Origin of the sequence: Vibrio sp. Vb339 (assembly GCF_902751245.1) — a bacterium.
Lineage (GTDB): Bacteria > Pseudomonadota > Gammaproteobacteria > Enterobacterales > Vibrionaceae > Vibrio > Vibrio coralliirubri.
Genome location: NZ_CADDIS010000002.1, coordinates 654177 through 667528, shown reverse-complemented (window position 1 = coordinate 667528; position 13352 = coordinate 654177). Strand labels below are relative to the sequence as shown.

Genomic DNA, 13352 nt, shown 5'->3' with positions numbered 1-13352 from the left:
TCAGCGAAGTAGGGGCAGGAAGCAAATGTTACCAAGACTTCAACTCAATGCTGATGTCGATCCAGTTGTCGTACGCTTTTTAGATGAACTAAAAACAGCGGGCTTTACTGGCGACATTGAATCTCAATATTCTAGCCGTTTGGCTGTGGCGACTGATAACAGTGTCTATCAGCAATTGCCGCAGGCGGTCATCCTTCCTAAAACAACGCAAGACGTTGTGCTTATCGGTAAAGTGGTTTCTAAATCCGCTTACGAACGCGTGACTTTTTCCCCTCGTGGCGGTGGTACGGGAACCAACGGACAATCTTTAACAAAAGGTGTCGTGGTTGACCTGTCGCGATACATGAATAAGGTTCTTGAGATTAACGAGAAAGAAGGCTGGGTAAGAGTTCAGTCTGGTGTCGTTAAAGATCAATTGAACGACGCTGTTCGCCCTTATGGTTACTTTTTCTCTCCAGACCTTTCTACCAGTAACCGAGCAACCTTGGGTGGTATGATCAATACCGATGCTTCGGGTCAAGGGTCATTGAAGTACGGTAAAACCTCAGACCATGTATTGTCGCTGCAAGCGGTGTTTGCAGATGGTTCATGTCTAGAATCTGATTTATCACACGGCTTACCCGTTGAGGGTGAATTCGCTCACCATGCACTTGCGGTAACTGAGGCGGTTTGTCGAGACAAGCGCGCTCAAATCTTAGATAAATTCCCTCCGCTGAATCGCTTCTTAACAGGCTATGACCTAAAGAATGCAATCAACGAACAAGATGACAGCTTTGACCTAACTCGCGTTCTATGTGGCGCTGAAGGTTCTTTAGCATTTATCACGGAAGCAAAGTTAAACCTAACCAAGATTCCAAAAGCGCGCACACTGGTTAACGTGAAATACAACACGTTTGATTCTGCGCTGCGTAATGCGCCGTTCATGGTGGAAGCGAAAGCCCTATCTGTTGAAACGGTTGATTCAAGAGTATTGAACTTAGCGAAGCAAGACATTGTTTGGCACACCGTGAGCGACCTGCTGACTGACGTTCCGAACAAAGAGATGCTTGGCATCAACATGGTTGAGTTTGCAGGCCAAGATGAAGCGGAAGTTGAACAGCAAGTTCAAGCGCTGACTGCACGCCTTGAGACCATGGTTGAAAGCGAAGAAGCCGGCGTGATTGGTTTCCAAGTGTGTAGCGACTTGGCGAGCATTGGCCGGATCTACAACATGCGTAAGAAAGCGGTGGGTCTGTTAGGTGCGGCGAAAGGCCGAGCTAAGCCCGTCGCTTTTGCTGAAGATACTTGTGTACCACCAGAAAACTTGGCGGACTTTATCTCTGAATTTAGAGTGTTACTCGATTCAAAAGAGTTGAACTACGGCATGTTTGGTCACGTTGACGCGGGCGTACTACACGTTCGTCCTGCTTTAGATTTGTGTGACCCGATGCAAGAAGCCTTGATGCACGAAGTCTCTGATGAAGTGGTTAAGCTGGTGGCGAAATACGGCGGCTTAATGTGGGGTGAACACGGTAAAGGCTTCCGTTCTGAGTATGGTCCTGACTTCTTTGGTGAAGAGCTGTTTACCGAATTAAGACGTGTTAAAGCAGCATTCGACCCGCATAACAAGATGAACCCAGGCAAAATCTGTACGCCTTTAGAAAGTGACGCTGAGTTGGTGAAAGTCACCGATACTAAGCGTGGTTTCTACGACCGTCAGATCGACGTACAAGTTCGTGACAGCTTCAAGCAAGCAATGGAATGTAACGGCAACGGCTTGTGTTTCAACTACGACACTAGCTCGCCAATGTGTCCTTCAATGAAAGTTACGGCTGACCGACGTCACTCACCAAAAGGCCGCGCAGGCTTGGTAAGAGAGTGGTTGCGTCAACTGACTGAACAAGGCGTTGATATTCTCGACCTTGAGCAAGAAGCGTTGAAAGACAACACACCCGTTAAGACTATGATTGAGCGTGTTCGCAATACGATGAACAAACGCCATGAGTACGATTTCTCGCATGAAGTTCATGAGGCGATGAATGGTTGTTTGGCGTGTAAAGCGTGTGCGAGTCAATGTCCGATTAAAGTTGATGTTCCAAGTTTCCGTTCTCGATTCTTAAACATCTACTACTCGCGTTACCAACGCCCAGCAAAAGATTATTTAGTTGCCAACATTGAAACCATGCTGCCGCTGATGGCGAAAGCGCCAAAAGTAGTGAACGCTGCATTAGATCAAAAGTGGATACAAACGGCAACGGCTAAAACGGTTGGTTATGTTGATGCACCATTGATGTCGGTGCCTACGCTCAAAAATCGTCTAGCGAGTAAAGAGCTGCAACTCTTCGATTTACAGTATTTAGAAGGCTTGTCTTCTGAACAGAAGAAACAGCATGTGCTGATCGTTCAAGACCCGTTTACCAGCTTCTATGATGCTGAGGTGATTGAAGATTTCGTCACTCTGGCTCAAAAACTTGGCAAAACTCCGGTACTGCTGCCGTTCAAACCGAATGGTAAAGCGTTGCACATCAAGGGCTTCTTAAATCGATTTGCACGTGAGGCGAAATCGACTTCGGATTTCTTGTCGATGGTGGCGGATATCGGTATTCCTTTGGTCGGTGTTGATCCTGCTCTTGTGCTTTGTTACCGCGATGAATACGTCGAGATCTTAGGTGATAAGCGCGGCGACTTTGATGTGCTTACTGTGCATGAATGGTTAATGCCATCGTTAGGTGAGTTCGAAGCGCGCTCAGCAAGTGAAGAAATGTGGTACTTGTTTGCTCACTGTACTGAGAAAACCAAAATGCCGAACGCTGAAAAAGAGTGGGGCACTATCTTCAAACACTTTGGTGCGGTGTTAACCAGCGTTCCTGTCGGTTGTTGTGGTATGGCGGGTACTTTCGGCCACGAAGTCGATAAGCTGCAAATGTCGAAAGATATATACGGTTTAAGCTGGAAGCCTCAAATGCAGGACTTACCAAAAGATCGTTGCTTGGTGACGGGCTATTCTTGCCGTAGCCAAGTGAAGCGTTTTGAAGGTGAGAAGCTTGCTCACCCATTACAGGCGCTAGCAAAAATTCTCTAATACATTTAGCCCAGCAATTGCTGGGCTTTTTTCTAAACTAACAAAGGAATGTTAATAAGGAAAAGTATGAAATTTCTAGAATTAAAAGTACCACCCGTTGCACTGTTCATTATTGTATTCGTAGCATCATACTTCTGCGCTCAGCAGTTGAGCCAAGGGACACTGGCATTACCTTATGGAATGGTTGTGTTAGGTATCGGGGTCGCATTGAGTGGTGTGATTGGAATATCCGGCATATTGGAATTTCGAAAACAGAAAACCACCGTTAACCCGATCAAAGTCGAAACCGCTTCAGCCGTCGTGGACAGTGGAATTTTTGGCTACACGCGAAACCCAATGTATCTAGGGCTATTCATACTTCTGTTTTGCTTTGGCTACTTCTTCCAGAATATCTTTAGTGTATTACTCAGCTTTGGTTTCGTGATCTACATGAATTACTTCCAAATCAAACCCGAAGAGCGAGCACTAGAACAATTATTCGGCGCGGAATATGTTGATTACAAACAAAAGGTTAGGCGTTGGATTTAGTGATGGTTTGAGTGCAGGCTTAATGGCTTAGTAATCGAAATAAAAAAGCCCAGCTTGAGATTATCAAGCTGGGCTTTATTGATCTTGTTCTAGAGCTGATTAAGCGGCAGCTGCGAACTGAGCTAGAAACATCTCTTTACGTTCGTTGAAGCGGTTTACTAGGTCATCGACAGAAGCTTGGTCGTATGGCTTAAGGCCACTTGCTACCATGCGCTTCACGCCTTTACCGACTACTTCGCCGTCTTCTTTGAAATCGAAGTTTAGAGTCACGATGCCACGTTTGCCTTCAACATCAAAAGTCGCGCCAGAGAATTCAACTTCTGGGTGAGACAGGTCTAGGCGAGTAAATTCAACTTCCATGCTCTCGTAAATCACAAGAGGACGTTGACAGTTGATCATCATTTGTTGTTCTTCCATAAGAGGAACCATGATGTGTGGGAAGTTCATGCCAGAGAACTTAACGTAGTTTGTTACTACGTGCTCGATGAATGCTTGGTCGTGGCTCTTTTCACCTTCACAAGACATGTGTAGGTACTCTTTGCCTTTCTCGTCAACCAGTGAGCTTTCTTTCTCACATTTGTTGTCAACGCTTAGCGCAATACCGTTACCAACCATACCTGAAAAATCAAAACGCATTTTTTGGCTGATGCCTTCTTTCTGCAGAAGAACTGCAAACAAAAGGTCGCCAGGCACGCAGAAGCGCTTGTTGTCTTCATCGTGAATTGGGTTGAAGTCAGCGGCTACTTTTTTAGCAAAGTGGCTAGCTTGTTCACGAGTGAATTGAAATTGATTGTCTTCAGTAGAAAAGTAAGGTGTCAGAAACATAGTATCGCTATTAGTCATCAAATCTGGGGTGGATTATAGCTAACTAACTTCGCTCTAATGGTCTATCCAGTTAACTTTGCTTATATATCAATCGATTAGATAAATACGTTGGATGGTATGTGACGATTTTAAGGGGAATATGGTCTTTGGCTCAATGCAACAAGGGCTAATCAATAACCCTTGTTTATATAACACTCTAATGGGTGTTGTTCAGGTTGTTTCTGTCTTAAAAGCTACACAGAATACCTTCTGGCATTAGGTGATTGTGCACTGATAATTTGAGCAATAGGTTCGCTTGCTCGATATCTGGTGAGAAGTAACGGTCTTTGTCGTAGAAGCTCACTTTTTCACGCAGAATCTGTTTCGCTTCTTCTACTCGAGGTGACGATAGGTTTGGCGCTCGGAAGTCTAAGCCTTGTGCTGCTGCTAAGTATTCAACAGCCAAGATGCCACGGGTGTTTTCTGCCATGTCACGCAGTCGACGACCCGCAAAGGTGGCCATAGACACATGATCTTCTTGGTTTGCCGATGTTGGAAGGCTGTCTACTGATGCTGGGTGTGCCAGTGTTTTATTCTCGCTTGCCAGAGCAGCAGACGTTACTTGAGCAATCATAAAGCCTGAGTTAACGCCGCCGTTATCGACTAAGAAAGGTGGCAGTTTGCTTAGTGCGCTATCAATCAGCAGCGCCATTCTACGCTCTGACAAGCTACCAATTTCTGCAATCGCAAGTGCTAGGTTATCCGCTGCCATTGCCACAGGTTCTGCGTGGAAGTTACCACCTGAAATAATGTCGCCGTCTTCAGCAAATACCAGTGGGTTATCCGATACCGAGTTCGCTTCAACGTTTAACGTTTCTGCTGAATTACGAATTTGCTGTAAACAGGCACCCATCACTTGAGGCTGACAACGCAGCGAGTAAGGGTCTTGAACCTTTTCACAGCAAGTGTGTGACTCACCAATCTCACTCTTTTGATCAAGCATATGGCGATAAGCAAGCGCGGCATCCATTTGACCACGATGACCACGAACGCGGTGTATACGAGGGTCAAACGGGCGACGACTACCCAGTGCAGCTTCTACAGACATTGCACCACAGACAGTCGCAGACGCAAACAAGTCTTCTGCTGCGAACAGACCTTCTAATGCAAAGGCAGTCGATGCTTGTGTGCCGTTTAATAGTGCTAAGCCTTCTTTCGGCGCTAACGTGATTGGCTCAAGGCCTGCGATCTGCATTGCTTCTAAGCCCGTGATGATCTTGCCGTTGTGGCGTGCTTGGCCTTCACCTAGCAGAACGGTACTCATGTGGGCGAGGGGAGCAAGATCTCCAGATGCGCCTACTGATCCTTTTTGTGGAACACATGGGTAAACCTGCGCGTTCACAAGATCGATAAGAGCATTAATCACTTTAAGGCGGATACCCGAGTAACCGCGAGACAAGCTGTTAATCTTCAATACCATCATCAAACGCACGGTTTCATCAGACATGAACTTGCCGATGCCTGCTGCGTGAGAAAGCACGATGCTTTTCTGTAGAACTTCGAGATCTTCAGGTGCAATCTTGGTGTTTGCTAGTAAGCCAAAACCTGTGTTGATGCCATACACAGTGCGGTCTTCAGCAATCACTTGCTCGACAACCTGCATGCTCGCTTCAATATCAGGGATTGCTGCAGGATCCAGTGAAAGGTTCACAGGGCTACGGCTGATTTTTCGAAGTTCAGATAGGCCAAGAAGTCCTGGTTTAAGTAATAAGTTCAACATGTTCTCTCCAGACATTAAAGGCGACGAAGTTCTTCGTTTAGCATAGGTAAATCAAGCTTCTGCTCTTTGGCACATTGCTTGGCAATATCGTAACCTGCATCAGCATGACGCATAACGCCGGTTGCTGGATCATTGTGAAGTACGCGAGCAATGCGCTGCGAAGCATCTTCACTGCCGTCACAACAAATCACCATGCCTGAGTGTTGCGAGAAGCCCATACCAACGCCACCACCGTGGTGCAATGAAACCCAAGTTGCGCCGCCCGCTGTGTTCAGAAGGGCATTCAATAGAGGCCAATCTGATACTGCATCTGATCCATCCATCATGCCTTCTGTTTCGCGGTTCGGGCTTGCTACTGAGCCCGAATCTAGGTGGTCACGACCGATAACAACTGGTGCTTTCAGTTCGCCATTTTTGACCATTTCATTGAATGCTTGGCCTAAGCGTTCACGATCTTTCAAACCAACCCAACAGATACGAGCTGGTAGACCTTGGAACTGAATGCGTTCACGCGCCATATCTAGCCAGTTATGTAGATGTGGGTTGTCTGGAATCAGTTCTTTCACTTTTTGGTCTGTTTTGTAGATGTCTTCTGGGTCACCAGATAACGCTGCCCAACGGAAAGGACCAATACCTTCGCAGAATAAAGGTCGAATATAAGCCGGAACGAAACCAGGGAAATCAAACGCGTTTTCTACGCCTTCTTCCAATGCCATTTGGCGAATGTTATTACCGTAATCCACGGTCGCTGCGCCGCGGTATTGCAGGTCTAGCATCGCTTGTACTTGAATCGCCATCGATTGTTTAGCGGCTTTCACCACTTTCGCTTCATCAATGGTGCGCTCTTGTGCTGCTTTCTCCATCGTCCAACCTTGCGGCAAGTAGCCGTTAAGAGGATCGTGGGCAGATGTTTGGTCAGTCACCACATCAGGTGTGATATTGCGTTCAACTAACTCTGGGAAGACGTCTGCGGCGTTACCTAATAAGCCAACAGAGATTGGCGTGTCTGACTCTTTAATCATTGCCATCGCTTCATCTAAGCTGGTGGCTTTTTTGTCTACATAGCCAGTACGTAAGCGGTAGTCGATTCGTGATTCATCACATTCTACGGCGATCATAGAGAAGCCAGCCATAGTAGCCGCAAGAGGTTGAGCGCCGCCCATTCCACCAAGACCGCCCGTTAGAACCCACTTGCCGTTTGCTTCGCCTTGGAAATGCTTCTTCGCAATGGCAACAAACGTTTCATAAGTGCCTTGAACGATGCCTTGTGAGCCAATGTAAATCCAGCTGCCTGCTGTCATTTGCCCGTACATCATCAAGCCTTCTTTATCGAGCTCGTTGAAGTGTTCCCAGTTCGCCCAGTGTGGAACAAGGTTCGAGTTAGCGATCAGTACGCGAGGTGCGTTTTTATGAGTCGGGAACACGCCCACAGGTTTACCGGATTGAACAAGTAACGTTTGGTCGTCCTCTAAACGCTCTAATACTTCAACAATTTTGTCATAACATTTCCAATCACGTGCCGCGCGACCAATACCGCCATACACAACCAGTGCATGTGGGTGTTCTGCCACATCAGGGTCTAGGTTGTTCATCAGCATACGCAGTGGTGCTTCTGTTAACCAAGATTTAGCGCGCAAAGTGGTGCCATGAGGTGCGCGAATTTCGCGAGTCGTGTCGAGACGAGGGTCACTGTTGTGGTGTTCCGTCATTTTGGAATTCCTTCTGTTTCACGTTATATCGTTGTGGTTGTAGTTGTAGTTATCGGTATAGCTGGATTAGTCGCTGGCCATTGCACTGGCTATATCCCAACATAAACGAGCCGCCAATCGAGCCGTTTGGCCATCAACGTCATAGTCTGGGTTGTATTCCGCAATGTCCGCGATAATGAGTTTTTCGCTGTGTTGGAAAATCTGTTCTAGAAAAGGAGCGAGCGCTTCATAGCTCACGCCTCTTGCCGCTGGTGCACTTACGCCCGGCGCAGTCGCAGCTGGGAATACGTCTAGATCGATAGTGAGATAGAGGTAATCACACTCAGCGATGAATTTTTGTAACTTAACCAGTTGAGCGACTTGGTTTACTTGGGTCATGTCGCGGTCGTGTTCATACCACACGCCCAGTTGGTCAGCTTTGTTAAACAGCGCTTTGGTATTGCTAGCTGCGCTAACGCCAAGACAAGCGTAATGAAACGGCCATTGATACGCTTGGCAGTAGTCACTTATCTGGTTAAAAGGCGTGCCTGAGCTTGGTTTAACATCAGCAATGTCGCTTTCAAATTCACGAAGATCAAAGTGAGCATCAAAATTAACGATGCCAATCTTAGGTTGTTGCTCTGGCTGATCTTTATCAAGGCGTTCAGCTTTATGTAAATGCTCAGCGAGACCTTGAAAAGATGCCCAAGCCACTTCGTGACCACCGCCAAGGGTAATCACTTTGTTAGTTGATAGGGCATTGGCAATCACAGAAGCACACTGCTTTTGGCTGACTTCTAATTGGCCATCATCGCACTCGATATCACCCAGATCTGCGATGTGAGCGTCACTGTGCCAAGCCATATTCGCCAATGCTTGACGAATTAGGTTAGGTGCTTGTTTCGCGCCTACGCGTCCTTTATTTCTTGCAACACCGGCATCGCTGGCAAAGCCAACCAAGGCGATAGCGCTGTCAGTCAGCTCGTCACTTAAGCCACTACTTTGTACTTGCTTGGTAATGTGATGAACGCGAGTACCGAGTGCGCCATCTTCAAGATCATTACGCCCTGTCCACACAAAGTTATGCATGGTTGTTGCGTTCTCTTGGATACCGTTGGATTTAGATTGAGTCATGACACACCTCGCCATTAACAATGCGTTTATGCAGATGAGGAACACCGACTTGATAGCTTAGATCTGCAGGGTGGTCGATGTTCCAGATAGCCAAATCTGCGGCATAACCGATTTCGACTTTGCCTTTGGTTTGTAACTCACCAATGGCAGCGGCAGCGTTACAAGTTACACCACGCAATGCTTCTTCAGGCGTTGTACCAAACAGGGTACAGCTCATGTTCATCATCAGGGTTAAATCCGCAAAGGGAGATGTGCCGGGGTTTAAGTCGGTCGCGATCGCCATTGGAATGTTGTGTTCACGAAGTAGGGCGATAGGCGGCTGTTGAGTCTCTTTCAAGAAGTAGAAAGCCCCGGGTAATAAGGTGGCGACTGTGCCTGATTCTGCCAGTGCTTTTACTCCGGTTTCATCAAGGTACTCAACATGGTCAACAGAGAGTGCGCCGTATTTTGCTGCAAGTGCGCTGCCACCCATATTCGAAAGTTGTTCAGTGTGGCCTTTAATCGCTAGCCCATGTGCTTTGGCAGCTGCAAAGACGCGTTCGGTTTGTTCTAGGTTGAAGCCGATAGATTCGCAGAACACGTCAACGGCATCGGCGAGCCCTTGCTCTGCAGCTTTAGGAATGATCTCTTGGCAAACCAGACCTATGTAACGATCTGGTTGTTCTTTATATTCAGGTGGCACAGCATGCGCAGCAAGGAGAGTGGTAGTGATCTTAATACGGCGATGATTCTCTAACGCTTTGGCTGCACGCAGCATCTTGAGTTCATCTTCAAGGGTTAAACCATAGCCCGATTTTACTTCGATGCTCGTTACGCCACTTCTTAGCAGGCCATCAAGTCTAGGTAGCGCCATTTCAACCAGTTCAGACTCTTGTGCTGCGCGTGTTGCAGTGACTGTCGCAAGAATCCCGCCGCCTTGTTTCGCGATGTCGGTGTAAGAGACACCATTCAAACGCTGTTCAAATTCGTTGGCGCGATTGCCTGCAAATATGAGGTGAGTGTGGCAATCAATCAGACCTGGGGTGACGAGCTTGTTTTTGCAATCATAGGTGATGTAATCCGCAGAGTTATCAGTGCTCGGTTGTTCTACCTCAGAAGCATGAGCCTCATGGTTTGAACAAGAGATAGACACGATCTTACCGTCTTCGATAACGATATCTTGAGGAGAAGAGGGCTGATAACCGTCGTCTCCCGAGCTCATGGAGACCACTCGTGCGTTTTTGAGGATCAAATTCATAATCACCTAGATCTTTGCTAAACATTAAATGTATATACAAATAAATAGGCTAAACGCTGACCTGAATCAAGTTGATGTTGCAAAAATGTGATCGGCGATCAGGATGATGTTCTTTAATCTAGAAGTATCTTGGAGCTTAATTTGTACTTAGAACCAGGATGGTAGAGCAATGCAAAGCTGATTAGGCGCTCTTTACTCCATGTTCTTCTATTCAAAAGTAGGCAAGGCTCTGATTCAGATAGCTTTAGTGATGTTCTGATTTGCAAGTCTGGGATAATGGCTTCAACCGTGTGCTCGATAGCACTCAACGGGCAGCTTTTTGAAAGGTATTCATTGGGTGTCGAGGTTGAAAAGTCTTGCTCTAGATATTTTGGAGCGGCTTGAGAGTTCACCCAGCGCGCTTCCAATTGAATCGGTGTGTTGTCAGCAAAGTGGATGATTTCACTATAGAATACTTCGGCATTGATCATCACACCTAACCGTGTGGCGGTGCTTTCATCAGCCTTGATGCTCTTGTGCTTGATAACTTGGCTAGCATACGTTTGGCCTCGGTCTTTGATCTCTTGCGCGATATTGTTGATATCAAGCAGTGGAGATTGTGCTTTTTCGTCTGGTTCACAAACAAAAGTACCCAGCCTTGGTTTCCTGATTAGCTTGCCTTCAGACACAAGATCGCGAATGGCTTTATTGACTGTCATTCTGCTCACTTTGAACTGCTCAGTGAGTTCTAGCTCTGTGGTTATCTGGTAACCCACTGGCCAGTGACCACTGGTGATATTCTCGTCTATGAACTGTTTTATCTGAAGGTAGAGCGGCGCTTTCGACATAATGAAACCTAATTTGACTATACAAATAGAGTAACGGAATTTTTCACGATTTCAACATTTCCTCGGGCAATGTGACCTTATTCAACATAGATGGGGCAAATTGCTTGATTCTGTGAGGCAACTGTCGCAAATTGTCACGCAATAACTAGTAGGGCATGTTGATCTTTCGAGCTGGTTTTTGCAGCGAGTTGCTGGGTATTTATACAAGGCAGAGGCTTTGATGTGTAGCTAGCCTACATGAGAAGCCGATAACGCAGTAGAAATGACCAGCAAACGCTGCCCGAAGGGTTCGGCTAAAAGCGTTTTACTCTTTGTTGAGGGAGATTTGCTTAGAATGACTAGGCTACTTCTCCCTCGCCGCGATTAAAACGCTTTTATCTCGAACAAAACTCAACCACGAAAGGTCAACACGCCCTAGCTAATCAGATAATTAGAAAGGGAAATAATATGTTTAAGAAATTAAAGGCCTCGTTGGGCATTGGTGCAGCAAAGGTTGATACCGTCTTAGATAATATTGAAGTTTTCCAAGGTGGCGAGTTGTCTGGCAATGTTCACATTGTTGGTGGCGACGTTGAGCAACAAATCGACCTGATTGACTTGGTTCTCAACACAGAAGTAAAAGTCGAAACGGAAGATAGCACCAGTTACGAAACTTTTTCACTAGGTCGTATTCAAGCCGTTGAGCCTTTCGTGATCCAACCAGGTGAAACCAAATTGGTGCCATTCCGTCTTAAGTTAAATGATGAAACGCCAGTCACTGCGTTGAACGCACAAATGAACCAATGCCATGTATGGATTGAAACTAACCTAAATATCGGCTTCGCGATTGATCCTAAAGACCGTGATTTCATTTCCGTACACCCACTGCCAACAGTGGCTAAAATCATCCAAGGCATGGAAGCATCGGGTATGGCGATGGTGAAAGCAGACGTAGAAAAGGGCTTCTTGAAAGGCAACAGCTTTGCTTCTCGCTCGGGCTGTTACCAAGAGATTGAATTTCGCAGCGGCGGCTTTATGAATAACAAAGAGATCGAGCTGTCATTCATCGTAGATGGTTCTATGGTTCACTGCCTAGCAGAAATCGACCGCTCAATGAGCTTTCGTGGCGACCAATACATCTCATTCAGCTTGCCAGCTAACGCGGCCGACTCAGACATCCGCAACGCTGTATCAAGAATCATGAGTGCGTAGTTCCCTCTCTGTTAGTAGTTGCTCTGTCTATTAATAGAGCGACGATAATACGATTTCTAAAGCCGAACTTAACTGTTCGGCTTTTTTGATTCTACTATCTGTCCCGTCCTGAAATGGGTTTACCACTGGTGCCGATAGGCCAATTGAAAAGCAACATCGGTGGAGTTGTCCATGTTGAAGATGTTCTCGATTATGGATATCTCGACTGCTGAGCGCTGCATCAGATAGCGATAGCCAAACATCATTTCATTCGCGGCTTCTGAAAACTCAGTGTCACCATCTTCTGCGCCTTCATACCAACGGTATTCAAGGTGCAACTCATGGTTTTCAAATAGGGTGAGTTGATAGCCGCCCATCCATGACCATGTCGTTTTCTTATGTGAAAAACCGTTCTCTACCTCTCGATTAGACTGATTCGCCAACCCTAGGCTTGTATAGAAGGTATTGATATCGAGTTGGTATGCATAGTTGAATTGAGCGCTTTGCTCGGTACTGCTTCCTTCGAAGGCGCCGTGGCTGACATTGTTATGATAGAGGGAGACACCAAAGGATAATCCGTGGTTTTCAACATCTATGATTTGGTATTGAGTGTAGAGGGTGAAAGCGCTAGTTAGCGTGTCGCCGGAGAAGTTTCGAACATTGATGTCGTGGTCAGGTGCATAGATGTCGAATTGGTGTCTGTCTTTCTGGTCTCGACCTGCTTGGTCGATGCTAAATAGGTCGTGAAAGTTAATGGTGATTTTGTCGAGATGATTATTGGCGGCGTATAACCAGCGGTAATTGAGCTCTACTTGCCATGCTGGAGTCAATTGCCATCGTAGGCCTGTTTGAAGTTGGTTTTGATAATAGTCTAAGTGATAGTCGTGGGAGTGGGCCCAGATACTCGCGGCAGTTAAGGCTGTAAATACTTCCACCTTATTCTCTTCAAGGGGAAAGCCTGAACGGAGTGTCGGGGTGAGACGAACCGACTGCAGTGGTGCTTGGGTATAACTGATTAAGGGGCCGTAATCTTTGTTGGCCCATGTGTTTGGCGCAGAAAACATGGCGGCTATTATTAGCGGTAAAGGTCGTATGAGCGATATACAAGTAGCCCGTTTCTCCA

The 13352-nt window shown here is 46.5% G+C and carries 10 protein-coding genes; 3 read left to right on the top strand and 7 right to left on the bottom strand.

What is annotated here, in order from left to right:
- The first annotated feature begins 25 nt into the window (after positions 1–25).
- Both ydiJ and HRQ85_RS11625 read left to right on the top strand, forming a co-directional pair.
- Positions 26–3061 (top strand): D-2-hydroxyglutarate dehydrogenase YdiJ, encoded by a 3036-nt coding sequence (gene ydiJ, locus HRQ85_RS11630; protein ID WP_172379673.1) that lies wholly within the window; start codon positions 26–28, stop codon positions 3059–3061.
- A gap of 66 nt (positions 3062–3127) precedes the next feature.
- The gene (locus HRQ85_RS11625; RefSeq protein WP_048607122.1) at positions 3128–3589 is read left to right on the top strand and encodes a methyltransferase family protein; all 462 of its coding nucleotides are present in this window, start codon (positions 3128–3130) and stop codon (positions 3587–3589) included.
- A gap of 99 nt (positions 3590–3688) precedes the next feature.
- On the opposite strand, the gene HRQ85_RS11620 is transcribed toward HRQ85_RS11625, so the two are convergent.
- The 6 genes from HRQ85_RS11620 to hutC all read right to left on the bottom strand — a co-directional run bounded on the left by HRQ85_RS11620 (position 3689) and on the right by hutC (position 11059).
- Positions 3689–4414: a DUF3581 domain-containing protein gene (locus tag HRQ85_RS11620; protein ID WP_010438254.1), complete on the bottom strand. Its 726-nt coding sequence runs from the start codon at positions 4412–4414 to the stop codon at positions 3689–3691.
- Between the two features lie 226 nt (positions 4415–4640).
- Positions 4641–6173 carry a histidine ammonia-lyase gene (hutH, locus tag HRQ85_RS11615; protein WP_048607477.1) on the bottom strand — a complete coding sequence of 511 codons (1533 nt, stop codon included), beginning with the start codon at positions 6171–6173 and terminating at the stop codon, positions 4641–4643.
- A 14-nt stretch (positions 6174–6187) separates the two neighbouring features.
- On the bottom strand, positions 6188–7882 hold the full coding sequence (hutU, locus tag HRQ85_RS11610; protein WP_048615115.1) for a urocanate hydratase: 1695 nt from the start codon (positions 7880–7882) through the stop codon (positions 6188–6190).
- A 66-nt stretch (positions 7883–7948) separates the two neighbouring features.
- Positions 7949–8995, bottom strand: a complete 1047-nt coding sequence (gene hutG / locus HRQ85_RS11605; protein ID WP_172379672.1) for a formimidoylglutamase — start codon at positions 8993–8995, stop codon at positions 7949–7951.
- A complete protein-coding gene (gene hutI, locus HRQ85_RS11600) occupies positions 8982–10232 on the bottom strand; it encodes an imidazolonepropionase (protein ID WP_172379671.1) in 1251 nt (416 codons plus the stop codon). Before hutI ends, hutG begins: the two co-directional genes overlap by 14 nt.
- Positions 10233–10345: 113 nt before the next feature.
- The gene (hutC, locus tag HRQ85_RS11595) at positions 10346–11059 is read right to left on the bottom strand and encodes a histidine utilization repressor (protein ID WP_172379670.1); all 714 of its coding nucleotides are present in this window, start codon (positions 11057–11059) and stop codon (positions 10346–10348) included.
- Between the two features lie 447 nt (positions 11060–11506).
- Between hutC and HRQ85_RS11590 the strand changes: the two genes are divergently transcribed.
- The gene (locus HRQ85_RS11590) at positions 11507–12250 is read left to right on the top strand and encodes a sporulation protein (protein WP_172379669.1); all 744 of its coding nucleotides are present in this window, start codon (positions 11507–11509) and stop codon (positions 12248–12250) included.
- 119 nt (positions 12251–12369) lie between these two features.
- Here the strand turns inward: HRQ85_RS11590 and HRQ85_RS11585 are convergent, their stop codons facing one another.
- Positions 12370–13293: a DUF3187 family protein gene (locus HRQ85_RS11585; protein WP_172379668.1), complete on the bottom strand. Its 924-nt coding sequence runs from the start codon at positions 13291–13293 to the stop codon at positions 12370–12372.
- Positions 13294–13352: the final 59 nt, after the last annotated feature.

Bases quoted from the DNA above. Each gene is read 5' to 3' on its own strand.
- hutG (WP_172379672.1), bottom strand. From the start codon at position 8,995: ATGACTCAATCTAAATCCAACGGTATCCAAGAGAACGCAACAACCATG.
- hutU (WP_048615115.1), bottom strand. From the start codon at position 7,882: ATGACGGAACACCACAACAGTGACCCTCGTCTCGACACGACTCGCGAA.
- HRQ85_RS11585 (WP_172379668.1), bottom strand. From the start codon at position 13,293: ATGTTTTCTGCGCCAAACACATGGGCCAACAAAGATTACGGCCCCTTA.
- hutH (WP_048607477.1), bottom strand. From the start codon at position 6,173: ATGTTGAACTTATTACTTAAACCAGGACTTCTTGGCCTATCTGAACTT.
- HRQ85_RS11590 (WP_172379669.1), top strand. From the start codon at position 11,507: ATGTTTAAGAAATTAAAGGCCTCGTTGGGCATTGGTGCAGCAAAGGTT.
- ydiJ (WP_172379673.1), top strand. From the start codon at position 26: ATGTTACCAAGACTTCAACTCAATGCTGATGTCGATCCAGTTGTCGTA.
- HRQ85_RS11625 (WP_048607122.1), top strand. From the start codon at position 3,128: ATGAAATTTCTAGAATTAAAAGTACCACCCGTTGCACTGTTCATTATT.
- hutC (WP_172379670.1), bottom strand. From the start codon at position 11,059: ATGTCGAAAGCGCCGCTCTACCTTCAGATAAAACAGTTCATAGACGAG.
- HRQ85_RS11620 (WP_010438254.1), bottom strand. From the start codon at position 4,414: ATGTTTCTGACACCTTACTTTTCTACTGAAGACAATCAATTTCAATTC.
- hutI (WP_172379671.1), bottom strand. From the start codon at position 10,232: ATGAATTTGATCCTCAAAAACGCACGAGTGGTCTCCATGAGCTCGGGA.